We start from the raw sequence: 24,593 nt of genomic DNA on the forward strand, positions 1-24,593 counted from the left end.
GAGGATTATTCGTCTCCATATCTCAGTTTGCGCATGTCCACACGCGCCCAGGCTATTTCCTTGCGGACGATGGAGACGTATTGAGCTACGCTCTTTTTGTCTTCTTCGGAGACGAAAAGGTTGTCGGACAAATCTCTTACCAGGCGGTCTATGCTGGTGGCGGCGGCGTCCAGTTCCGTCTCGTAGTCACGGTCGGTGACGGAGAGGTTTCCCAGCCAGAGTTGTTGCTCCTCACCTCGTTGCAGACGCCGCATGGGGAAGCGCACACCGTTGATGTAGAGATGCTTGTCGTCGCGGTAGAGGGTGACGCGTTCGGTGCCTTCCTCTTTCACGGCGCCGGTGTCGGCAAAGGCGCGGATGATGGTACGCTTGGGATTGATGGGGTCGGCATACATTACGCCCAAGGTGGGGGCATCTTTGGCGCTGTACTCCTTCAGATTTTTGTAGTCCACGATAAAGATGTAGGTGTTGCCCGTACCATGTTTCTCCACCTGGTAGTAGAAGTGTTCCGTTATCAGCAGGTCATCGTCCCTACGGTCGCCGGCAAGGCGGGCTTTGTCGAGGGCTTCGCGCACACGGCTGACTTTCAAATCGGATTTCAGCGAGGAGGCGATACCAGCAATCTGTTTTGTGTGGGACACGAATAAGGCACGGATAACGATGTCACGGATGGCAACGCTCTCATCAGGCTCACTCCATAGGCAGTGGTAGACGGGAAGCAGGTCGGTCATGGAGACTTCCGTGCGGCCGTGGACGAAGGCGGAGGTCTTGAGCAGCTTCACGATGTTTTTCCAGCGGCGGTCGCTGACGTAGACATTGCGGCGCAGGTCGGAGTCTTGCATCTCTACGCTTGTCAGTCCGTGGCGAATGGCTGTGATGCAGGAAAGAACATCGAGAGGCAAGGTTACGCGGCGTATCTCAGCTTGCCATTCGGCATACTCGCGGTCGGAGATTTGCCATTCGCAGGCAGTCGTTTCCGGATGGTCGGCAGAATCGTCCAGCAGCATTTTGTAGAAAGACTCTTCCTGCTTGACGCAGGTGCAGAGAATGCGGATAAGGAAGCGGTCCCATAGGGCTTCCAGTCCCTCGCCTTGAGCGGGCAGTTCGTTACTGGCAGCTACGAGCAGTTTGAGGGGGAGATGCAGTTCCTTGTCGCCGTTGCGGAAAAGTTTCTCGTTGATGACGGTCAGCAGAGTGTTCTGTATGGCAGGGCCTGCTTTCCATATTTCGTCCAGAAACACGACATCGGCTGTGGGCAGATAGCCGTCGATGGCACGTTCATACTTGTCGGATTCTTTCAGTCGGCTAATGCTGACAGAACCGAAAATCTCGTCGGGCGTAGAGAAGCGGGACATCAGGTATTCAAAGGCACGGGCATCTGTAAAAGCCGACTTTAGCCGCCTGGCTACCATTGACTTGGCTACTCCCGGAGGTCCCAGGAGCAGAATGCTCTCGCCTGCCAGAGCTGCCAGCAGGGAGAGGTTTATTTCAGTTTCTTTTTCGTATACTCCCCGGTTCATTTCGGAAAGGAGGAGACGAATGCGTTGGGTTATTTCCACAATATGATTTATTTATAGTCAGTACTCATGTATAAAGAAAAGTGTGTAAAGATACAAAATAGTAGGGAAATCAGAGAGAGTCTTATTAAGATTCACTATCTTTGGAAAACAAATACACACAGACACGCACACACGTTGTGATTTGCTTTCATTTCCTATATCTATTACCATTTCTACCTGGAGACAAATTGTCCCCAGGTAAGTGACCAGTCCTTCATCGGGTCAGTCCCTATTATTGGGGATTTAACAATCCCCCCTCTTTTGCCGAAAACTAAAACTTTCCTCCCCAAACACTACCCTTCGTATCACAATATTTTATACCTTTGTTCACTAAGAAATAATCGTCCCATACCCATTTCTGTTTCGTCCGACAGCTGTCGGACGATAATTAAACAACTGTTGGACGATAATGCAACAGTTGTCGGACGATTAGTTTTTAGGAAGAGGAAAATTAATCCGCTTAGCGACAAAAATAATTCCCCGAAGCGACGAGAACTGTTTATCGCTATAAACAAAAATAAATATCTTATGAGCGCGTATTACGACCTTTACGAAACGCCTTCGCCCGACGGGAAAGAAGACAAGAAATCACTCCATGCACGTATCTGCCCGAAAAGGACTTATACCCAAAAGGAGTTTGTGGAACATATCGCAACTTTCCAACATCTGCCCAAGAATGTGATAGGGGCAGCATTGGATGCCTGCATTGACGAGTTGTGCGACCTCCTTGCCAACGGAAACATCGTGGAGCTGGGAGAACTCGGATTCTTCAGCACTTCACTGAAATGTTTGCGCGAGACCGACGACGAGAAAAAGAAAATCCGCTCCGAATCCGTCCAATTCCAAAACGTACACCTGCGCATCAGCAGCACGTTCCGCAACAACATCAAGAAGAAAATGACGTTGGAACGTGTACACTCCACTACCAAGAAATCGAAAAAAGTAGTAGAGACCACCGAAGAAACAAGAAAAGCCGAACTGGAACTGTTCCTCAAGCAGAATGTATGTATCAACAAGAACGAATACATCCAGCTAAGCGGACTAACCAGACATGCCGCCATAGACGAACTGAACAACTTCATCCGGCAAGGGTTCCTGCGCCGCCGCGGAATGGGAAGGTCAACGGTCTATGTGCGACAAGAAAAAGACACAGCAAACGAAATTTAGGGGGGCAAGCACAGAGACACAGAGACATAGAAATTAATTTGAAAAGAATCTCTGTGCCTTTGTATTTTCGTGTTCATCCCCCCCAAAATAATAAAACAACAAACAATGGAAAAATCAACAGAACCCCAACCCTCCACGCAGTGGTTCGTCTTCTTCAAAGACCAACTGCTGCTGAAAAAAGGATATACAGACAAAGGAGAAATAAAATACAGCGTACCCGTCAGTATAGAGCCTCCTCTGACACCGGAAGCCGGAAGTAATATACACGAAGTGTTCCCCCCCAACGGCAAGCAAGTACGTGCATTCGCCTTGGAACAGCCCGTGGCCGAAACCGACGAATGGGTCATGATAGGCCTGCGCGCATCGTACGACTACATCTCGCCGGACGAGTACCGTTCTGCAGGAAAGGCCTTCCAGATACTCTATTGGGACGAGCACAGCCACTTCTGCCCCGTGTGTGGTACCGCCATGGAGCACCAGACCCCCATCATGAAGAAGTGTCCCAACTGCGGCAATGAGATGTACCCTCCCGTTTCCACCGCCATCATCGTACTGATACGCAAAGGAGACGAAATCCTGCTGGTGCATGCCCGGAACTTCCGAGGAACCTTCTACGGACTGGTGGCAGGCTTCCTCGAAGCCGGCGAGACACTGGAAGAATGTGTGGAACGGGAAGTTTTTGAGGAAACGGGGCTGAAGGTAAAGAACATCACCTACTTCAGCAACCAGCCCTGGCCCTACCCCAGCGGATTGATGGTGGGTTTCATTGCCGACTACGAAAGCGGGGAGATAAAACTGCAGGAAGATGAGCTGACCGCTGCCGCCTTCTATTCCAAAGACAACCTGCCCGAAATTCCACGAAAACTGAGTATCGCAAGAAGGCTGATAGACTGGTGGATGGAGAACAATTAAAAATTAAAGAATTAAAAAGAGGGGGGGAAGAAATTTTAAAAAGCAGATTGCGGAAAACACACACTCACAAACGAACAACTACGAATGAAACGACTCTCATTCACATCAACCAATCGGTGTGTAACCGCAATCTGCCTATACTTAACTTCCCTGCAAACGTTTTGTTCATCAACCATCGGGTTTAAGTCTTTATTTAAGTTTTCTTTCAACACAGAAGCAAAAGGAAGAGGCGCAGCCCTCACGGGTTACGCCTCTCCGAACACTATATACACATTTTTTCCTCTTTCCTATCAAATGCCGAGTGACTTGCGCACTGCCTCCACTTTCTTCTCAGCTTCGGCATCGGCGCTGGTATAGCATTTCGGACAACCCATCTCGCCCTTCACCTCGATATAGAACTTAATCTTCGGTTCCGTACCGGAAGGACGGACAGAAATCTTCGTGCCGTCTACAGTGAAATATTGAAGTACATTGGAAGTCTCGGGCATATCCAGCTTGCTTACGTTGCCCTGGGCATCAGTAAGTTCCAGCGTCTTGTAATCCTTAATCAGACTGACAGCCGAACCGCCGATTTCCTTCGGAGGATTGGCACGGAAGTTATCCATCATCGCCTTGATTTCCTCGGCACCGCTCTTACCCGGTTTCACCACATTCACGGTGGTTTCCTTTGAGAATCCATATTCTACATAGATTTCCATCAATACGTCATAGAGCGTCTTACCCTGGTCTTTGGCCCAAGCACAGATTTCGGCCAGCAAGGAGCAGGCAGAAACCGCATCTTTATCACGGACAAAGTCTTCGGCCAGGAAGCCATAGCTTTCTTCACCACCACCGATATACTGCTGCTTGCCTTCGCTCAGACGGATTTCGCGAGCAATCCACTTGAAGCCGGTGTAGCAGTCGCGCATTTCAATCTTGTTCTTGTCTGCCACAGCCTTGATGAGTTCAGTGGTCACGATGGTCTTCACGATGAAGTCGTTCGGCTGCATCTTGCCCATTGCAATACGGTTCTTGATGATGTAGTACAAGAAAATGAGACAAGTCTGGTTACCATTAATAAGCACCCACTCGCCCTTATCGTCCTTGCAGGCCATACCGACACGGTCGGCATCCGGGTCACTTGCCATCACGATGTCAGCGTCAATCTTCTTGGCCAGCGCAATGGCCATGGAAAGGGCTTCGGCATTTTCGGGATTCGGAGAAACCACCGTCGGGAAATTGCCGTCCTTCACCATCTGTTCGGGCACGCAGTTGATATTCTCAAATCCCCACTCCTTCAATGAGTCCGGAATGAGCACGCGGCCTGCGCCATGAAGCGGAGTATACACAATGCTGAGGTCTTTCTGGCGACGGATGACTTCGGGGTCGATGGAGATGGAGTGAACCATGTCCAGATAAACCTTATCCACTTCCTTGCCGATAATCTGAATCAAGTCCTTGTTGCCGTTGAACTTGATGTCGGCCACCGTCACCTTATTCACCTCGTCTATGATGGCTGTATCGTGCGGAGCGAGCACCTGCGCACCGTCATCCCAATAAGCCTTGTAGCCGTTGTATTCTCTGGGGTTGTGGCTGGCTGTAATGTTGATACCGCTCTGGCAGCCGAAGTGGCGAATGGCAAATGAAACTTCGGGCGTAGGACGAAGGTCATCAAAAAGATATACCTTGATGCCGTTTGCAGAGAAGATGTCGGCAGAAATCTTTGCGAACTTGTCGCTATTGTTGCGGCAGTCGTGCCCCACAACAACGGAAATATCCTTCTTTCCGGCAAAACATTTGTTCAGATAGTTGGACAAGCCCTGTGTTGCGGCACCTACGGTGTAGATGTTCATGCGGTTTGTACCGGCACCCATGATGCCGCGCAGACCGCCCGTTCCAAATTCCAGGTCTTTGTAAAAACTGTCTATCAATTCGGTTTTATCTGGATTTTCCAACATGCGTTTCACTTCTGCCTGAGTTTCGGCATCATATGCCGGGGTAAGCCATTTTTCGGCTTTCTCAGTCACCTGCTTAATCAGTTCCTGATTTTCCATAAGACTGTTATTGTTTTAAGGGTTAATATAAACTTTTTTGTAAGACACAAATGTAGAAGAATAAGTTCAAATATCCTAATTTTATTCAGGCATTTTATATCTGTCTCCCGTCTGCTTAACATACTCTTCAAGGAACTCCTTCGGGTATCCCGGGCGGATTACGCCTGCCGGCTGGCCGATGGAATTACGTTCGAATTGACCGTTTTTCATACGTTTGACAACGCCGTCATTATACTTTACGACAAGAAACTCGCCAAGACGTTTCCAAGTATCGAAAGTGCTTTGGGCAGTCATGTTCGTATAGTTGGTAAGAAATGCCTTTGCTTTGGCAGGATCTTTTTCCAGCAGTTTGGCAGCAGCAGCCTCAACGCCTTCCTGCGCTTCGTTGAAGGTTGTCTCCAACTCTGTCTGAGTGGCACGCACGTCGCCCATCATCAAGTCATAACGGGGATAAACCATATTGGCCACCCAGTTGAAAATCCAGAAAGCGGAGTTCCAGGAGAAAGTGATGTAATCGGCGCCGTCCACACGGGTGTAGCATACGGGAACCTTGTCCGTACAGCAGTATACGGGCGTAAATACCGTCATGTTGGCATCATCTGTGCCGAACCACAATACTCCACCGATAGGATCGGGCAACTCGGAGCGCATCTGTGCCACGAATACGAAACCGCTCTGCTGGGTGGAGATGGGACGTTCATTGAAGTATTCCTGGTCACCCACCTTGAAAGAGAGTGGAGAAAGGCGGTACGGGGTATGATACGGGCCTGCGCCGAAATCTTTGCTGATGTCGAGAGGAGTACCTTCATAATGGTCGCGCATGGCGTTCTTCACATCCTGCACGGAAACCTTGCGGTTGGGCTTCACAAACAGAGGCATCGGAGTGTCCGTCTCACCCAATATATAAGGCAGGAACTCGTTGCCGCGGTCGGTAAACATATTGAAATAGCTCCATACGCGTGCCTCGCAATAGCGACGGGCACCGAAATCGAGCGGAGCATAGGCATCGGCAAAGCTGAAATCCTTGTTCACACCGTCAAAATAGCCCTTCTCGCGTGCAAAGGAGATGACATCGGGGGAGTACATACAGTTCTCCTTGTCGTTCATGTTGAACTGATGAATGCGGCTCTGGTTGGCATGAGCGGAGATACAATCATCGGGCACGCGGACAGCTACCCATACGGCACCGCGCACACCGGGTCCCTTGCCAATCATCTCCATAATCCATATTTCGTTGGGGTCGGCGATGGTGAAGGACTCGCCACTGCTGTAATAGCCATATTCCTGCACCAGTTCCGTCATCACTTTGATGGCCTCGCGGGCGGTGCGTGAGCGTTGCAGACCGAGGTAAATCAGGCTGCCGTAGTCGATGATGCCGGTGGTATCCACCAGCTCGGGACGTCCGCCGAATGTCGTCTCACCGATAGTGAGCTGGAACTCATTCATGTTGCCAATGACATTGTACGTCTGACGCGCCTGCTCTATCTGCCCAAGGTATTTGCCGGTGTCCCACTCGTGTATGTCAATCAGCGTACCTTTCTTGTGCATACCAGCAGGATAATGATACAACTCGCCGAACAAACCATAAGAATCGGCAGAATAGGAAACAATGGTAGAACCGTCCGCGGAGGCGTTCTTGCCTACGATAAGATTGGTGCAGGCCAGCGCATTCGCCACGGCTGCCACAACAAACAAGACGGAAAGAGTCAGTCTTTTACTTTTCATACTTCTAAATTATAATGTTACTAAATATTTCAGTCTTTACCATACAAAATCAAACTGTTCGGTAGTACGGTTGCCACAGCCATCCGTCACCGTCATCTCCACCACATGCTTGCCGCCTTTCTCCACATATTTCGGGTCGAGCTCGCACACCAGGTTACCACTGATGGAATTGGGCTTTCCAAACAAGGCATACTTCCCGTCAATCGTACCCCGATAGGTGTTGATGCCGGTTTCCTTGTCCTTGGCCTTGAAGATGATTTTTCCCGTACGTCCCCACTGAGCTTGGTTCACGGGAGTTATCACCGGCGGAACCGTATCCACTGCCACGGTATAAGTCCCCAAATCCCGTATACGCACTTTCATGACACCATCCTCATACTTACCGCCGATGCGGTATTTTCCACCGCGCGCCGTTACGCCCGCCACATAATATTTGGTCATATCCTCTACTGGACGCCGGCGCAAGCCGATACGCAAATCGCAGGCATTGTGCATAGGAATACGGGTATCGTTTAGTTGATAGGTGAAAGCGATGTCGCCACTATCAGCCCGCACGGAGTAGTTCAGCAAGACGTTATCGTAGAGCATTCCTTTCGGGATAACCAACTCCAGCCCCGGCTCCTGCAGATAGTTCACCTTGTCCCATTTGAGGGTATATTTCTCACGATGTTCCACCGGAGCAATTATCGTCTTCTGTCCCTGGACTGTAAAGCGGACTTTAGAGGTATTTCCCAGCGCATCGCTCAGTGTATAGACAAATCGGTAAGGGCGTTCTTCGTTGATTTCCACCAGTCCGCGATTGCCGTTGGATGCCTGCAGCATGCGAAGACGGTTGCCCGGCTCTATAAAAGACTTCATGTACTGACCGTGTGTCCACGAATTGATATAGCGGTTCTCCTCATAGGCAAAGCGGTCTATCGTACTGCGGAAGACTTCCTCACCGTCCACTTCGAGAATCACCGTCTTCACGCCATATTTATTCTGCACTCCGTCCATATAGTCGTAGGCACGGATGCCTGCACCAATCAGTCCCCAGGCGGTAATGGGTTTCGTTGGATGTGCCGGAAAAGCCCGTCGCGTCTGCTTGCCCTCCACCACTCCTTTTCCCGGCTGTGGAAACAGCATGATACCTTCGGCACGCGGGGCAGTCTTGTCTTTCACCTTGTTCATGAAGAAAGGCAGCGGGTCGATATATTCGTCCGTAGCCGTCTCTATCATATCCAGATGCAGGTGCGGACCGAAAGAGTATCCGGTGTTTCCGCTCAAAGCTATTATCTGACCGGCCTTCACGGGATATTCATCGGGTTCGGGAGTAATTTCCACCTCCCAACTTTCTTTCTCGTACTGCAAGTCTTCAACCCGGCGGGCCACATCGCCCACAAAGGCACTCAAATGGCGGTTTATCGTCGAATAACCATTGTCATAAGCCACATCGAGCACATAGCCCGAACCGTGGGTAACGCGGATACGCGAAATATATCCGTCGGCCAGAGCGCGTACCGGCTTGCCTATGGTTCCACCGGTCTTGAAATCCAGTCCGCCATGAAAATGGTTGGCACGTATCTCGCCGAAGTTACCGGAGAAAGTGATGGGAAAATCAAAAGGCGGGATGAAGGAGGGCTTGTCTGTACCGGTTTCTTGGGCATAGCCGCTTTGCACACTACCAATAAAGAACAAAAGAGAGAAAAATATAGAATATTTCATATTTTGTACAGTCAATATTATTTTAAATGCATGCAAATATAAAAAGAATAGTTCTCTCTACCTACAGAAAGCTACAATTATCATTGATTAAAACATGCATAAAAATTCTGTTGAAGAACATAGATGCACCGATAACATCCAAGCCGGGAAATCGCTATATTGCGCCATGTTTAACCCCCCAATTAAAACTTTAAGGTTATGATTATCGGAGTACCTAAAGAAATCAAGAACAACGAGAACCGCGTGGGAATGACCCCTGCCGGAGTAGCCGAATTGGTGAAAAAAAGTCATACGGTGTATGTGCAAGCCACAGCAGGCGTAAACAGCGGTTTCTCCGACGATGACTACATCGCCGTAGGTGCAAAGACTTTACCGACCATTGAAGACACGTATGCCGCAGCCGACATGATTGTCAAGGTAAAGGAACCTATTGCACCGGAGTACAAACTGATTAAAAAGGGACAAGTGGTATTCACCTATTTCCACTTTGCAGCCGATAAATTGCTGACCGAAGCCATGATTGAAAGCGGTGCCGTCTGCATCGCCTACGAAACCGTGGAAAAAGAAGACCACTCACTTCCGCTACTTACTCCTATGAGTGAGGTGGCAGGACGCATGGCTACCCAAGTAGGAGCCCGCTTCCTTGAAAAGCCACAAGGCGGCAAGGGAAAACTGATGGGCGGAGTAACGGGCGTACGTCCCGCACGCGTACTTATCCTTGGAGGTGGTATCGTGGGCACCAATGCCGCACAGATAGCTGCCGGAATGGGTGCCGAGGTACTGATTGCCGACATCAACCTTCCCCGCCTGCGCTACCTGAGTGAAGTGATGCCGAAAAACGTAAAGACACTCTATTCTTCCACCCATAACATCAAGATGGAATTGCCGAACATCGACTTGGTAATCGGTTCCGTCCTCATCCCCGGTGACAAGGCCCCACACCTCATCACCAGCGAAATGCTGAAGATGATGAAACCCGGTACGGTACTCGTAGACGTAGCCATCGACCAGGGCGGTTGTTTCGAAACCTCCCACCCCACCACGCACAGCGACCCTACCTACATTGTGGACGGAATTGTACACTACGCCGTTGCCAATATCCCCGGCGCCGTACCCTTCACCTCCACCATGGCACTGACAAATGCCACCCTGCCCTACACTGTTTCCCTGGCATGCAAAGGCTGGAGACAAGCCTGCAAGGACGACCCGGCTCTGGCGCAAGGATTGAACGTAGTGGAAGGCAAAGTAACATACAAAGCTGTAGCCGACGTCTTCGGGCTGAAATATGAGGCGATTGAGTTATAAGTTATAAGTTATAAGTGATGAGTGATTTGTTGGTATTTTCCTTTCAGCATGGTAGCGCAGCACAATTACCAACAAATCACTCATCACTCATAACTCCCCCCCAACAAAGAATCCTTCTTCCTCGCATACTCCCACCACATAGCGAGCAGTGTGATGCAGAGGTTGAAAATAAACGGAAATTCCTTGGAATTAGTGTGGAACAAGGTCTGAAAGAAGTCTGTAATGAACGGGGACAATAGAATCGCCAGATAATTCATTACCATTACAAAGGCCAGTGCCAAAGTTGTTTTTTCCGGTATAGCCGTATCTACTGTCTCGTCATAAATCAGCGGTTGAATGACACCATATCCCAAACCAACCAACATACATCCCGGTATTATCAGCCATTCTTTAGGCGAAATCCATATCAAAAGCAAACCCGCTGCAATGGACAAAAGGCTGTAAAACTTTGTGTGTTTCCCCATCCACTTCACGATATGCCCCAGGAAGAAACCCGGAGCCATAATGGCAAGGAAGAATAAGGAGATCATCAATCCGGAATTTCCGCTGGAGAAGTGATGGGCCTCCATCAAAAAAGGCAAGTCAAAAGTAACCGCCAGCACTACATACGTAGTGACGCCATAAAACAGCATCAACTGTAGCAGATGGCGGACATGGATGCCGTATTTACCGGGAATCGCACGCTTGGATTCCTCCGGAACAACGGTAGCCGTATCTTCTGTTTTCTGCGGCTGACCGGTATCTCCCTTCAAATACCCGACAAGCAGCAGAGAAACCAACGGAAGCAGATATACCACGAAAGGCAAGTGCCAGTTTACCTCTGCCAGATACCCAGTCACCGCCGTTGCCACAACCAGCGTCACATTGGTGATGGCAGAACTGTAACCAAACTGCTTTACCCTATACTCCCCCGTGAAATAACGTGAAACCAAACCGGTAGACAACGGGATTATCAGTCCCGAGCCAATGCCGAGCAAAGCACTGACCACCATCAACTGCCACATTTTGTCCGAAAAAAGATAAAGTACCCCACTGGCGGCAAACATCCAAAGTCCCACTTTCAGCAGACGCACAAAGTCACGTTTCTCGGCCAGCTTGCCCGCCAATAGCACAAAAGGAATTATCAGCAGCGAAGGCAGGGAGGTAAGCATCTGTATATCCAGTTCTGTAGCATATGGAAAAATGGTAGTAAGCTGTCCCAAAATAGGTGATACGGCCAATCCCGGCAAGGAAGTCAATGCAGAGACTGACCAAATGCCGACAAGCGTGATAAGGGGGATTGTACCCCTTCCGGTATTGATTTTCATATAGTAGTATATTAATTAAATGAATAATGTGGGAACAACAAACCTACCTTCAGAATGTTCGTTTTTTAAGATTTTACTACGCTGCCCTTTAATAAACGCCAAATAATGCAAAACCCCGGAACTTTCATCCGCAAACCCCGTTGTTGTGGGAAATTCGACGGGGAAAAGCCCCGCCGCCTAAACCTTTAAAAAACTTATTAATATGGAAGATTTGAATTTCAGAAAAGGAGATGCAAAAACTGAAGTATTCGGTTCAAACCGTATGTTACAACCCTCACCCGTAGAAAAGATTCCCGACGGACCTACTACCCCGGAAATCGCCTATCAGATGGTGAAAGACGAGACCTTCGCCCAAACGCAGCCTCGCTTGAATCTGGCTACATTCGTCACTACCTATATGGACGAATATGCAACCAAGCTGATGAACGAAGCCATCAACATCAACTACATTGACGAGACCGAATATCCGCGCATCGCCGTAATGAACGGTAAATGTATCAACATCGTGGCCAACCTCTGGAACTCTCCTGAAAAAGAAACCTGGAAAACCGGCGCACTTGCCATCGGTTCCTCGGAGGCATGTATGCTGGGTGGTGTGGCAGCCTGGTTGCGCTGGCGCAAGAAACGTCAGGCGCAAGGCAAACCGTTCGACAAACCAAACTTCGTTATTTCAACTGGTTTCCAGGTGGTATGGGAAAAATTCGCCCAATTGTGGCAGATTGAAATGCGTGAAGTGCCTTTGACACTGGACAAGACCACGCTCGACCCCGAAGAAGCCTTGAAGATGTGTGATGAGAACACCATCTGTATCGTGCCTATCCAAGGCGTTACATGGACAGGACTGAACGATGACGTCGAAGCCCTCGACAAAGCCCTCGATGCCTACAATGCGAAGACCGGCTACGACATTCCTATCCACGTAGATGCCGCCAGCGGCGGTTTCATCCTCCCGTTCCTCTATCCCGAAAAGAAATGGGACTTCCGTCTGAAGTGGGTACTCTCCATCAGCGTCAGCGGACACAAATTCGGTCTGGTTTATCCGGGTCTGGGCTGGGTTTGCTGGAAAGGCAAGGAATATCTGCCCGAAGAAATGTCATTCAGCGTAAACTACCTCGGTGCCAACATTACTCAGGTAGGCCTGAACTTCTCCCGTCCTGCCGCACAGATTCTGGGTCAATATTACCAGTTCATCCGTTTGGGATTCCAGGGTTACAAGGAAGTACAGTACAACTCTCTGACCATCGCCAAGTATATCCATGACGAAATCGGCAAGATGGCTCCGTTCGTAAACTATTCCGACGAGGTTGTGAACCCGCTGTTTATCTGGTATTTGAAACCGGAATATGCAAGAGCTGCCAAATGGACTCTGTATGACCTGCAGGACAAGCTGTCACAACACGGTTGGATGGTACCCGCCTATACACTGCCTTCAAAGCTGGAAGACTACGTCGTAATGCGCGTCGTTGTTCGCCAAGGATTCAGCCGCGACATGGCAGACATGCTGCTGGGTGACATCAAGAATGCCATCACGGAGCTGGAGAAACTGGATTACCCGACTCCTACCCGTATGGCACAGGAAAAGAACCTGCCGGTGGAAACCAAAATATTCAACCACGGATGCCGTACTCATAAAAAATAAATTAATTTACGATTAAACGATTTACGATGTACGATTAGAGTTTCTCTTGATACGGACTACGTTTAAAGGAGTAATTTCAATCGTAAATCGTACATCGTCTAATCGTACATCACAACGTGTTTATGGAAAAGAAAATATCAATTTCACAAATAAAGGAGGTTGCCCAAGAAGCCTACAATGAGGTGAAGGGCAGCACAGGAGGCAAGAATGCGGATTATATTCCCTACCTTGCCAACATAGACTCCAAACTATTCGGACTCAGCATCTGCCTGATGAACGGGCAGACCATCAATATAGGTGACACAGACTATCGTTTCGGTATAGAGTCCGTCTCGAAGGTACACACAGCCATCCTTATCCTGCGCCAATACGGTGCGCAGAAAGTGCTGGACATGATAGGTGCCGATGCCACGGGACTACCGTTCAACTCCATCATCGCCATCTTGCTGGAAAACGACCACCCTTCCACTCCATTGGTAAATGCCGGTGCCATTTCCGCCTGTTCCATGGTGCAGCCAGTGGGAAACTCCGACAAAAAATGGGATGCCATTGTACAGAATGTCACTGAGCTGTGCGGCTCTGCCCCACAACTCATCGACGAACTGTACAAATCGGAAACGGCTACCAACTTCAACAACCGCTCCATTGCCTGGCTGCTGAAAAACTACAACCGCATCTACGATGATCCGGATATGGCACTCGACCTCTATACCCGCCAGTGTTCTCTCGGCATCACGGCCCAGCAACTGGGCATTGCCGCAGGAACCATCGCCAATAACGGTGTGAACCCCGTCACCAAACAAACGGTGTTCGAAGCCAGCCTGGCACCGAAAATTACGTCGATGATTTCGACCGTAGGCTTCTACGAGCATTCCGGCGACTGGATGTACACCGCCGGCATACCGGCCAAAAGCGGTGTAGGCGGTGGTGTAATGGCCGTATTGCCCGGTGTCATGGGAGTATCGGCCTTCGCTCCTCCCCTAGACGAAGCGGGAAACTCCGTAAAGGCCCAATCGGCAATCAAGTTCATCATGAACAAGCTCGGCCTGGGTGTGTTCAACGGTGATAACGTAACGATTACAGAATAAGTTTCTCTTTTTAGTTATGAGTTATAGGTTATGAGTTATTTGTTGGTAGGCACCGTAATCAGCAAATGACTTATAACTCATAACTTATGACTTTATAATGGACTTCATCATGAAAATGGCTCTATCAGAATTTGTATTGCGGGAAAAAGGTATCTATGGCATACTGCATGTCATTATATTGATACTGTCGCTATTTTTAGTTATCAGCATCTCTGTCGACACGTTCAAGGGGATCCCCTTTTACGAACAGTCGGTCTACATGAAAGTACAGTTGTGGATATGTGCCCTGTTCCTGGCAGATTTTGTATTGGAATGGTTCCTGGCAGAGAAGAAGGGTCACTACGTGGCCACGCATTTCATTTTCCTGCTGGTAGCTATACCCTATCAAAACATCATTGCCTATATGGGATGGACTTTCTCACCCGAGATAACCTATATGCTGCGTTTCATCCCATTAGTGCGGGGTGGTTACGCCATGGCTATCGTGGTGGGTTGGCTGACGTACAACCGCGCATCGGGACTGTTCGTTTCCTACCTTACCATGTTGCTGGCCACTGTCTATTTTTCCAGTCTGGCCTTTTATGTCATGGAGCATGGTCCCAATCCTTTAGTCAAAGGATATGGAGACGCCTTATGGTGGGCATTTATGGACGTGACGACGGTGGGTTCCAATATCATAGCAGTCACTCCCACCGGACGGGTACTGTCCGTACTGCTGGCTGCGCTGGGCATGATGATGTTCCCTATCTTTACAGTGTATGTAACGAGCCTGGTCGAACGGCGCAATAAGGAAAAAGAAGAGTTCTACAAGAAAGTTGCACAGAAGCCCGCGCCCAAAGCCGACGCTTCCTGAATAGTTAAAACCGGAACTTTCACTTATCCGTTGGGAACAACTCTCCCCAAGTGTTGTTATAGACGCTGATTTTGAATATATTTTTCATCTAAAACCTTAACTTATGGCAAATATTAAACAAACAGTGAAGCTGGGTGTATTTACCCTGGCAATCATGAATGTGACGGCAGTAGTATCCCTACGTGGACTTCCTGCCGAGGCCGTGTACGGAATGAGTTCGGCCTTCTACTACTTATTTGCAGCCATTGTTTTTCTGATTCCGACGTCACTTGTCGCCGCGGAACTGGCTGCCATGTTTCAAGACAAGCAAGGCGGTGTGTTCCGCTGGGTGGGCGAAGCCTACGGAAAAAAACTGGGCTTCCTTGCCATCTGGGTACAATGGATTGAAAGTACAATCTGGTATCCTACCGTATTGACATTCGGTGCCGTATCCATTGCTTTCATCGGCATGAACGACGTACACGACATGTCACTGGCCAACAACAAGTATTACTCACTCGTTGTTGTCCTCATCATCTACTGGCTGGCTACGTTCATCTCCATGAAGGGCATGAGCTGGGTAGGTAAAGTGGCAAAGGTCGGCGGCCTGGTCGGGACTATTATCCCTGCCGCACTGCTGATTATCCTGGGTATTATCTACCTTGCCACCGGCGGACACTCCAACCTGGATTTCCACAGCAGCTTCTTCCCCGACTTGACGAACTTCGACAACGTGGTGCTTGCTGCCAGTATCTTCCTCTTCTATGCCGGTATGGAAATGGGCGGTATCCACGTAAAAGACGTGAACAATCCCTCCAAGAATTATCCGAAGGCAGTGTTCATCGGTGCGGCCATTACGGTTATCATCTTCGTGCTCGGTACTTTCTCACTGGGCATCATCATCCCGGCCAAAGACATCAGTCTGACACAGAGTCTGCTTGTAGGCTTCGATAACTATTTCCATTACATCCGCGCCTCCTGGCTGTCACCGATTATTGCCATCGCTTTGGCATTCGGCGTACTGGCAGGTGTATTGACATGGGTTGCTGGTCCGTCCAAAGGTATCTTTGCCGTAGGAAAAGCAGGCTACATGCCTCCGTTCTTCCAAAAGACAAACAAGCTGGGCGTACAGAAGAATATCCTTTATGTACAAGGCGGTGCAGTAACCGTACTGAGCCTTCTGTTCGTAGTCATGCCTTCCGTACAGAGTTTCTACCAGATTCTATCACAGCTGACTGTAGTCCTCTATCTTATCATGTATATGCTGATGTTCTCCGGAGCCATCGTGCTGCGTTATAAGATGAAGAAGCTGAACCGTCCGTTCCGTATCGGCAAGAATGGCAACGGACTGATGTGGCTCATCGGTGGACTTGGTTTCTGCGGGTCATTGCTGGCATTCGTACTGAGCTTTATCCCACCCAGCCAAATCTCAACAGGCAGCAACACAGTATGGTTCTCCGTGCTCATCATCGGTGCACTGATTGTAGTCATTGCCCCGTTCATTATTTATGCTTCCAAAAAACCGTCCTGGGTTGACCCGAACAGTAGCTTCGAACCATTCCACTGGGAAGAGCAACCCGCTGTGCAGACAGCCGGTAAAAGCGCAACAAATATGGCTACCGGTAGCGCCACTACCAGCAACAATGGCACAAGTAATTCCGCCACAAGTGGAAATATGGCAAAAGACACAACCAATATCCCCAAAGGATAAAAGGTTATAAATTGGAACTAAAAAAGGAATATCCCCGAAATCACCGGGAATATTCCTTTTTTAGTGTTATATGATACCAGAAGACGGGAATAGTCAGAAATCCAATTCCTGCATTCTCTCCCACGCCCTTCTGCTCTCCTCCACCAACTCTTGCATGACCGACGCCACAGACTGCACTCCCTTTCCATGCAGCAAGGCAGATACCTGCCCTATTTCCAGTTCCCCTTCTTCCAAGTCACCTTCAAAAATACCACGTTTGGCACGGCCGCGCCCTAAAAGGATACGAAGTTCTTCCTCTGAAGCTCCCACAGCCTCAGCAGCCTCTACGGCGCTGCGAAAGTTATTGCGCACCAGACGCACCGGAGCCAATTTCTTCAAAAGCAGACGGGTATCCCCTTCTTCCAAATGCAAGCAGTAATCCTTAAATACCTCGTTTGCAGAACTCTCTGCCGTCAAGGCAAAGCGTGTACCAATCTGCACACCTTCCGCACCCAGCACCCGGGCAGCCAGCATGGCCTCACCCGTTGCAATGCCACCGGCGGCAATCAGCGGAAGTGTAGTAACTGCACGTACAGCTGGTATCAGGCACAGGGTGGTAGTCTCCTCCCTCCCATTGTGCCCACCGGCTTCGAAGCCTTCGGCAACTATTGCATCAACACCCGCCTCTTCTGCCTTCACGGCAAAACGCGAGGACGAAACAACATGCACCACCGTGATGCCACGCTCGTGCAACCAACCAGTCCATTTCTTCGGGCTGCCGGCAGATGTAAATACAATCTTCACTCCCTCGTCGGCCACAATCTGCATTATCTCTTCTATCTGGGGATACATCAAGGGAATATTCACACCAAAAGCATGATGCGTAGCCTCACGGCATTTCCTGATATGCTCCCGCAACGTTTCGGGATGCATCGAACCTGCGCCGAGCAAGCCCAGCCCTCCCGCATTGCTTACAGCAGCAGCAAGTCTCCAGCCGCTACACCACACCATACCACCTTGAATTATCGGATATCTTATTCCAAATAGAGAAGTCACTCTGTTCATTATTACTTTTTTTAAAGGTTTACTAATGAAAACAAGAAGAGGAGAAAGAAAGTCCAAAATTTGACAAAAAGTGATAAATTACTGTTGTTCCAAAACAGTTATCGAATCTCCATACGCCTTCAATACTTCCAGCGTACGGGCACGGCGCTTGCGGCCTTTGAAATTCCAAAACTCACGGGTAAAAGGTGTCATCAGGTCTAAACCGGAAATTCCACCGCCACTGGCACCCTGCCAACCGCCCACAGCCATATTATTGGCCCGCTCCGTCACCCGGTAACGCAAACCGGTTGCTTCAATCTGCTCCACCGTCTCACGCGGACCGGCATCAAACGGATGTTTAGCCCAGTTCGTAGGAATCATCAGAATCTTAAGCGCATAGAATTCATCTCCTCGCCAAGTATCCTTGTCTACCTTGATTTTTTTCTGATAAATGGGGTCCCAATTATATTTGGTATTGGCTGTATAAGGACGTAAGGTAAGCACCACTTTTTTCTCGGGCGCTTTCGGCATGACGGGCAATGAATTATCAAAATCCATCCACGACTTGTCCATCACCGCTTTCGGAGTACCCAGAGAATTGTTCATTTCCAATTCCTGCAATACCTCCGGATTCAGTTTTACCTCCCCCTCGCCCTTCAGCAACCGGTTCAGCCTCAACGAGTCCTGAGGGGTCCAGTTTTGGGCATAACAAGGGAAGGCTACTGCACAGAGCAGCCCCATTACAAGTATAAATCTCTTCACCTGACAGTTTGATTACTTAATACCTAATCCTTAATCCCTAAAAACAGGTCACCACCACATATATCCGCTGCCACAAAGCGGTTCGTCATAGCAGGGATCAATCGTCCACATAGTCCGTGGATACTTACGGGTTTCCCACCAGCGGCGGTAGCGCGAAGCGGCATCCAGCACCTCTTCGTCCGAAAGGAAATAGATACCTTCATAATTCTCCGCATCCGTATGTACCATCTTGCATCCCATCGAAGCATTGTTCCCGAGACGGATAGTCTCTACCGTCCACAGGATGCATTCGCCCAAACGCAGCTTGCCACCTGCCGAATAGGATACCGGAGCCAGGGGGAAAGAGGGAATGACCGTCAAGTCCTCGGCATACTTCAGCAATTCCTCTATATCTTCGGAAGTGAACTTGGGCATGTTACTCAATCCATCCGGACTTTGGGTAGAATATTTGCCAGCCTTCAACTGCTTGACAAACAAGTCTACATCCGGATGGTTGTAGTCCAACGTTTCTTTGCTGCAAGAGCTCAAAGAGAGAACAGAAAGAGTAAAGAATACGAGCAGCATAGTCTGCCCGAATATATGTAATTTATTGTATAGAGTCTTCATATTTGTATGGTATTTAAGATTAATAAGTCATGCGCACGCCGCACAACAGATTCAGATTGGTGGGCCGTTCCGTACGCAAGGTTCTTGTCTGCGAGTCCGTATCGAAATGATGGGATACAGACGGCTCTGCAAACAAGGCAAAACGGTTGTTCATTTTATAGCGTACCCCTACTCCGGCAGCAACCGACAACTGTACCGGCTCTGCACCGAAACCATTGTCCGGAGCACCTGCAATGCATTTCTCGGCTGCTCCACCTACCATAGCATAGAAATCCACTTTCGGCGTACTGGCCAGCATCATGTTCAGCCTTACCGGAATTCCCAGCGTATGCAACGTATGGTCACCATCCAAGCAATTATACTGAAGACCGGCTTCCAAGGAGAAATGCTTGTTCAAACAACGTTCCACGCTTACCCCGACCGTGAACGGCATATGGAAATTCCCTTTCGGCAGGGAAGTGCCGATGCCTGCTTTCAATGCCCAATTACGGGGCTTAGATGGCGATACAGCCACAGACTTTGCCGGTTCTTCCTCAGAAGATGGCAGCATTCTATCTATATCAGCATCCTTATGGCCAGGATTTGAATGGTAGTTCCCGTTTCCGGCCGGAGTTCCGTTACTGTAATAACCGTTTCCCGGCTGCTGCTGGTTTCCGTACACCCGTTGGGTAATCCGGATGGAAACATGGACAGACATGGATTCATCCTCATCGGCCTGCGCCGTCAATCCTGCCGGAATGCCGTTGGCGGGATGCTGTGTACCGGACTTTTGTGCCATGGGGTTGGCCTGATGAATAGAGGGAAAACTTTCCTGCACCACATCCCCGTTCAAGTTACCTTCCGGCGTCATGGCCGCCACTTGTGTAAAGGCCTCCTTGATTTCCTCTTTCGGAGAGAAATACCAGAAAGCGGCAGAAGCAGCTCCCAGTACAAATACAACAGAGGCGGCTGCGGCTACGCGGTGAAACCTCGGAGAAAGAAAAAGCGGCCTCCTGCCTTTTGCGGCAACCGGTGACGGCAAGTCACGTTGCAACCCTTCCCAGAAGTCCTCCCGCACTGTCATCTCTGCGCCGGCAAGACGACTGCGGAACAAACCGGTTATTTCATCATTTTCTCTCATATTCAGTATATTCTTTAATTCTTTTTATCAACAAACACTTAGCACGATGCAACTGCGAGGTAGACGAATGCTCTTTGATGTGGAGGATTTCGGCTATTTCCTTGTGCGATTTCTCCTCAAAGACGTATAAGTTGAATACAGTACGGCATCCATCGGGAAGTTCCGCCACGAACGCCATCAGCATTTCTTCGGAAATACGGCCTCCGGTTTCGGCAATGCCTGCTTCATCCGGAATGTCGGGCAATTGTTCCTCATTCACCACCAGTTGGCTGAAACGTTGCTGTTTCCGCAGGTAGTCTATCGCCTGCGTCACCATTACCCTTGTCACCCAGGTACTCAATGCACATTCGCCACGGAAGGTGAAGTGGGTGAAAATTTTGATGAAGCCATCGTGCAATACGTCATGGGCCGCATCGACATCGCCCGTATAGCGGTAACATACCGCCAGCATCTGCTTGGAGTAGAGGGTGTATAATTCCTTTCGGGCGGAATCCTTTCCTGCCCGGCAGCCCTCAATCAGTTCTATCTCATTTTCCAATGTCAGTGCTCGTTTTACGGACGCCTCTTCGCGTCGTTTGTTAGTTAGACGCAGCATTTTTGAAAATGCTGCTGAATTAAATATAAAAAGATGTTAAAGAACGGAGATTACTTATATTTGGCTTTCAATACTTGAATCTGCTTGGCCAGCCTTTCATCCAATTCATCAAATTCATGCCAATACAGAAAACCGGGAACCATGTTGACGTAATTGATAAATTTCTTATACTGCACAAGAAACAAGGCCTGGTCCCGAAGACCGTCGCCACCGTCAAAAACATTCGCCCACTCCCTGGACATGGCAGCACTCATAAGAGCATCTGTTTTCGTTGCATAGTAATCACTGACATCCTTTTGTTTCCTGCCCAACTCAAAATAAGTCTGCAATACATCCTGCAACATACGTTTGTCCGGTATATACTGCATCAATGAAGAACCTTTCAGCACATCCAGCGCATCTGTCCTATAAGAAAATTCATCCATATTATTGAAAAACTTGCCATACTTCCACAGAGTATCTGTCGGTATCTTGGATACATCCATATCATGTTCCCTCAACAACAGACTCATGTGTATGTCAATATCCAACAAGTGCTTTATATTACGGAGCTCCTGCCTATTATATTCCAACTCTTCCGTTACCAACTGCATCGTAGCACGCACTTCCTTTTGGCGGGCATTCTCGGTAATCCGGTCATTTCCCCAGAAAGTGACAATGATGCCCGCAGCCACAATACTGAACTGGCGGAAATAATCACCTATGCGCCAACTTTTTATCTTATGGTTCAACCTGTTAAAGCTTGTCTTTCCCATATCTTTTCATTCTAAATGATACTTTTTCTCAAGCGCTTGTATTGCCTCGTCTATACGTTTTCCCACACGTTCTACATAGTCCGGCGTAAAATAGTTCCGCGCTACCCTGACAAAGTTCCGTACCGACCTGTCCGACAAGTAAATATCCCACGCCTCATATCCTCCACGATTTATCTGGTCCGTCTGTTCATCAGTCAATGCCAAATGGAAAGGAACCATAATTTCGTCCTTCATATCGTAATAGCCATTCATAGTCGCCCTAAATCCATCCAATACCTCATAGATTCCGGTCAACTGCAACAGTAGCTCTTTATCTGAAATCTTCTGCATCAACATGGAGTTTTTAAGTATATCCAATGCATTCTGACTATAATAAAAACTGCGGATATGCCCCATAAGAAAGCGGAACTGTATCAATGAATCTTCTGGTATCGTCCGATGCTTTAAGTCATACTCCACCAATAAGCTGGAAAGACGTTCATCCTCTCTAAACTCTGAAACGATACTCTCATAATTCTCCCGGTTGCTTTTCAGTTCATCCCTAATCAGCGACATGGTGGCTTGAATATCTTTCTTCTCGGAGTTTTGAGTAACCAACTCACTACCGGCAAAGGTAATCAGTACACCAATCACCACAATGGAAGTCTGCCGGATGTAGTCTCCCACTTGCCAACCTTTGACAGTTGTTTTTACTTTATTCCATGTTATGTTTTTCATATCTTCCTACGCTATTATCCATTACTCTGAAACACATCATCCGTTATAGCCAAACGCATCATCTATCCGTCCCCAACAGACCATCTGTTTCACCCCAATACACCATCTGTTTTTTCAGGAGTCATTACTCTGCTGGTTATCAAGAGAAAGCCTCTCATAAGTCTGCCGTAATGCAACATTCTTTATGAGAGGCTTTCCTTATTATTCTGCAATAATGCTTTCCGCCTTTGTCAACATGCTTTAAAGCTCATGTCCAATCCTTTCACAGAGTGCGTCAAAGCTCCTACGGAAATAAAATCCACACCGCATTCGGCATAGTCGCGGAGCGTATCAAACGTGATGCCGCCGGAAGATTCCGTTTCATAGCGGCCGCCTACCATCTCTACGGCCTTCTTTGTCATTGCCGGCGTAAAGTTGTCGAACATGATACGGTCTACACCACCCAAATCGAGCACTTGCTGCAATTCGTCGAAGTTGCGCACTTCTATTTCTATCTTGAGGTCCTTGCCTTTTCCCTTGCAATATTCCTTCGCACGGTTGATGGCCTTGTCGATGCCTCCCGCAAAGTCCACATGGTTGTCTTTCAGCAAAATCATATCGAACAAGCCGATACGGTGGTTTACGCCGCCACCGATTTTCACTGCCATTTTCTCGAGGATACGCATGCCCGGAGTAGTCTTGCGGGTATCAAGTACACGGGTATTCGTACCTTTCAGTTGCTCGGCATACTTATGTGTCATGGTGGCAATGCCACTCATGCGCTGCATGATGTTCAGCATCAGACGCTCCGTTTGCAACAAAGACTGTATCTTGCCTTCCACAATCATGGCCACATCGCCCGGCTTTACGGCTGTACCATCATTAATGAACACTTCCACCTTCATGGTAGGATCGAAACGGCGGAACACCTCCTTTGCTATCTCGATACCGGCCAGGATGCCCGGTTCTTTTATCAACAGTTTGGATTTGCCCATTGCCGTAGCAGGAATGCACGAAAGGGTTGTATGGTCTCCATCGCCTATATCTTCGGCGAAAGCCAGGTCTATCAGCCTGTCAATCAATTCTTCTTCCTTATTCATCTGTTTTATCTATCCTTATTTGATGTATGACATATTTGTTCTGTACTTTTCTGAAGAAACAATTCACCCGAAAGTTTCCATTTGCGGTCATCAAGATACCGATGACGAAACCGGACTCATCGCGCTTCCCCTGATGGTTCACATTAAAACTGCCGACCTTGTGGTTGGAGAAGAAAGCAGCCATTGTGCCCTCTGCCGTCCGCTTATCGGCGTGGGTCGACTTATTCTGAATGATTAAATCGACCTTGTCACCCAGATACTTGTTGAGCTCCTGAGAGTTTCCTTCCTTGAAGGCTCCAATCACTCCCTCGGGAACATTCTGGGCCAGCAGCACAGACGTCCAAATGAAGAGACCGGTCAACAAAAAGATTACCCGTTTTTTCATTTTCACAAGTATTTATGATAGGCAAAGGTAAGCATTTGTCTCAAAATACAATAAAAAAATGCTAAATTTGTGCGCTAATCAAAACAGAACCAGTATGAAAACTACTCTGCTCGTTGTAGGACGAACTGTAGAACAACACTTTATAACAGCCATCAACGACTATGTGCAACGTACCAAGCGTTATCTCTCATTCGAGATGGAAGTCATCCCCGAACTGAAAAACACCAAGAGTCTCTCCATGGAAGTGCAGAAGGAAAAGGAAGGGGAACTGATATTGAAAGCTCTCCAGCCGGGAGATGTGGTCGTACTGCTGGACGAAGGTGGAAAAGAAATGCGCTCCATAGAGTTTGCAGACTATATGAAGCGCAAGATGAATACCGTGAACAAACGGCTGGTATTTATTATCGGAGGCCCTTACGGATTCTCCCCCAAAGTGTACGAAGCGGCACACGAGAAGATGTCCCTCTCACGCATGACCTTTTCCCATCAGATGGTGCGCCTCATCTTTGTGGAGCAACTCTACCGGGCGATGACCATACTGAACGGGGGGCCGTATCATCATGAATGAT

22 protein-coding genes are annotated in these 24,593 nt (G+C 48.7%); 8 read left to right on the forward strand and 14 right to left on the reverse strand.

All coding sequences use genetic code 11. The annotated features are described in order from the left end of the window. Positions 1-5: 5 nt before the first annotated feature. Complete coding sequence (locus tag NQ510_RS16115; protein WP_034526058.1) at positions 6-1,559, reverse strand: AAA family ATPase; 1,554 nt, start codon at positions 1,557-1,559, stop codon at positions 6-8. 528 nt (positions 1,560-2,087) lie between these two features. Between NQ510_RS16115 and NQ510_RS16120 the strand changes: the two genes are divergently transcribed. Together NQ510_RS16120 and nudC are read left to right on the forward strand one after the other, a co-directional pair. Continuing rightward, positions 2,088-2,726, forward strand: a complete 639-nt coding sequence (locus NQ510_RS16120) for an HU family DNA-binding protein (protein ID WP_005832241.1) — start codon at positions 2,088-2,090, stop codon at positions 2,724-2,726. Positions 2,727-2,831: 105 nt separating this feature from the next. Beyond that, on the forward strand, positions 2,832-3,638 hold the full coding sequence (nudC, locus tag NQ510_RS16125) for an NAD(+) diphosphatase (RefSeq protein ID WP_016274387.1): 807 nt from the start codon (positions 2,832-2,834) through the stop codon (positions 3,636-3,638). A gap of 290 nt (positions 3,639-3,928) precedes the next feature. Here nudC and NQ510_RS16130 read toward each other — a convergent pair whose 3' ends face one another. The 3 genes from NQ510_RS16130 to NQ510_RS16140 form a co-directional block, all read right to left on the reverse strand. Further along, positions 3,929-5,671 carry a phospho-sugar mutase gene (locus NQ510_RS16130; protein ID WP_005831188.1) on the reverse strand — a complete coding sequence of 581 codons (1,743 nt, stop codon included), beginning with the start codon at positions 5,669-5,671 and terminating at the stop codon, positions 3,929-3,931. Positions 5,672-5,752: 81 nt separating this feature from the next. After that, on the reverse strand, positions 5,753-7,396 hold the full coding sequence (locus tag NQ510_RS16135; protein ID WP_005831190.1) for a C69 family dipeptidase: 1,644 nt from the start codon (positions 7,394-7,396) through the stop codon (positions 5,753-5,755). A gap of 36 nt (positions 7,397-7,432) precedes the next feature. Continuing rightward, positions 7,433-9,100, reverse strand: a complete 1,668-nt coding sequence (locus tag NQ510_RS16140) for a M23 family metallopeptidase (RefSeq protein WP_005831192.1) — start codon at positions 9,098-9,100, stop codon at positions 7,433-7,435. A gap of 198 nt (positions 9,101-9,298) precedes the next feature. Between NQ510_RS16140 and ald the strand changes: the two genes are divergently transcribed. Beyond that, complete coding sequence (gene ald / locus NQ510_RS16145; RefSeq protein WP_005831193.1) at positions 9,299-10,405, forward strand: alanine dehydrogenase; 1,107 nt, start codon at positions 9,299-9,301, stop codon at positions 10,403-10,405. Between the two features lie 83 nt (positions 10,406-10,488). Here ald and NQ510_RS16150 read toward each other — a convergent pair whose 3' ends face one another. After that, on the reverse strand, positions 10,489-11,712 hold the full coding sequence (locus NQ510_RS16150; protein ID WP_005831195.1) for an MFS transporter: 1,224 nt from the start codon (positions 11,710-11,712) through the stop codon (positions 10,489-10,491). 202 nt (positions 11,713-11,914) lie between these two features. Between NQ510_RS16150 and NQ510_RS16155 the strand changes: the two genes are divergently transcribed. The 4 genes from NQ510_RS16155 (at position 11,915) to gadC (ending at position 16,982) form a co-directional block, all read left to right on the forward strand. Beyond that, positions 11,915-13,351, forward strand: coding sequence for a glutamate decarboxylase (locus NQ510_RS16155; protein WP_005831197.1), 1,437 nt, complete (start codon positions 11,915-11,917; stop codon positions 13,349-13,351). A 122-nt stretch (positions 13,352-13,473) separates the two neighbouring features. Then, a complete protein-coding gene (gene glsA, locus NQ510_RS16160) occupies positions 13,474-14,439 on the forward strand; it encodes a glutaminase A (RefSeq protein ID WP_005831199.1) in 966 nt (321 codons plus the stop codon). A 109-nt stretch (positions 14,440-14,548) separates the two neighbouring features. Continuing rightward, positions 14,549-15,292: a potassium channel family protein gene (locus tag NQ510_RS16165; protein ID WP_005832258.1), complete on the forward strand. Its 744-nt coding sequence runs from the start codon at positions 14,549-14,551 to the stop codon at positions 15,290-15,292. A 103-nt stretch (positions 15,293-15,395) separates the two neighbouring features. Further along, entirely contained in the window at positions 15,396-16,982 is a 1,587-nt protein-coding gene (gadC, locus tag NQ510_RS16170; RefSeq protein ID WP_005831203.1) for a putative glutamine/gamma-aminobutyrate antiporter GadC, read from the forward strand. Positions 16,983-17,075: 93 nt separating this feature from the next. Here gadC and NQ510_RS16175 read toward each other — a convergent pair whose 3' ends face one another. From NQ510_RS16175 to NQ510_RS16215, 9 genes are all read right to left on the reverse strand, one after another. Beyond that, positions 17,076-18,026: an NAD(P)H-dependent flavin oxidoreductase gene (locus NQ510_RS16175; protein ID WP_005831206.1), complete on the reverse strand. Its 951-nt coding sequence runs from the start codon at positions 18,024-18,026 to the stop codon at positions 17,076-17,078. 78 nt (positions 18,027-18,104) lie between these two features. Further along, positions 18,105-18,767 (reverse strand): DUF4858 domain-containing protein, encoded by a 663-nt coding sequence (locus tag NQ510_RS16180; RefSeq protein ID WP_008664780.1) that lies wholly within the window; start codon positions 18,765-18,767, stop codon positions 18,105-18,107. A 48-nt stretch (positions 18,768-18,815) separates the two neighbouring features. Continuing rightward, entirely contained in the window at positions 18,816-19,373 is a 558-nt protein-coding gene (locus NQ510_RS16185; RefSeq protein WP_005831209.1) for a DUF4943 family protein, read from the reverse strand. A 19-nt stretch (positions 19,374-19,392) separates the two neighbouring features. Further along, on the reverse strand, positions 19,393-20,493 hold the full coding sequence (locus NQ510_RS16190; RefSeq protein ID WP_005831212.1) for a porin family protein: 1,101 nt from the start codon (positions 20,491-20,493) through the stop codon (positions 19,393-19,395). Beyond that, positions 20,480-21,088 (reverse strand): RNA polymerase sigma factor, encoded by a 609-nt coding sequence (locus NQ510_RS16195; protein WP_005831214.1) that lies wholly within the window; start codon positions 21,086-21,088, stop codon positions 20,480-20,482. Before NQ510_RS16195 ends, NQ510_RS16190 begins: the two co-directional genes overlap by 14 nt. 50 nt (positions 21,089-21,138) lie before the next feature. Continuing rightward, the gene (locus NQ510_RS16200) at positions 21,139-21,843 is read right to left on the reverse strand and encodes a hypothetical protein (protein WP_005831216.1); all 705 of its coding nucleotides are present in this window, start codon (positions 21,841-21,843) and stop codon (positions 21,139-21,141) included. 6 nt (positions 21,844-21,849) lie between these two features. Further along, positions 21,850-22,560 (reverse strand): hypothetical protein, encoded by a 711-nt coding sequence (locus tag NQ510_RS16205; RefSeq protein ID WP_005831218.1) that lies wholly within the window; start codon positions 22,558-22,560, stop codon positions 21,850-21,852. A 230-nt stretch (positions 22,561-22,790) separates the two neighbouring features. Then, a complete protein-coding gene (nadC, locus tag NQ510_RS16210) occupies positions 22,791-23,639 on the reverse strand; it encodes a carboxylating nicotinate-nucleotide diphosphorylase (RefSeq protein WP_005831220.1) in 849 nt (282 codons plus the stop codon). Further along, positions 23,632-24,024: a DUF4783 domain-containing protein gene (locus tag NQ510_RS16215; RefSeq protein ID WP_005831222.1), complete on the reverse strand. Its 393-nt coding sequence runs from the start codon at positions 24,022-24,024 to the stop codon at positions 23,632-23,634. The genes nadC and NQ510_RS16215 overlap by 8 nt, the downstream gene beginning before the upstream one ends. Before the next feature lie 94 nt (positions 24,025-24,118). On the opposite strand from NQ510_RS16215, the gene rlmH reads away from it, so the two are divergent. Continuing rightward, positions 24,119-24,592 (forward strand): 23S rRNA (pseudouridine(1915)-N(3))-methyltransferase RlmH, encoded by a 474-nt coding sequence (gene rlmH, locus NQ510_RS16220; protein ID WP_005831223.1) that lies wholly within the window; start codon positions 24,119-24,121, stop codon positions 24,590-24,592. The last annotated feature ends 1 nt before the right edge of the window (position 24,593 follow it).

The sequence above is a fragment of the Bacteroides uniformis genome, from assembly GCF_025147485.1.
In the GTDB taxonomy this organism is placed as follows: Bacteria; Bacteroidota; Bacteroidia; order Bacteroidales; family Bacteroidaceae; genus Bacteroides; species Bacteroides uniformis.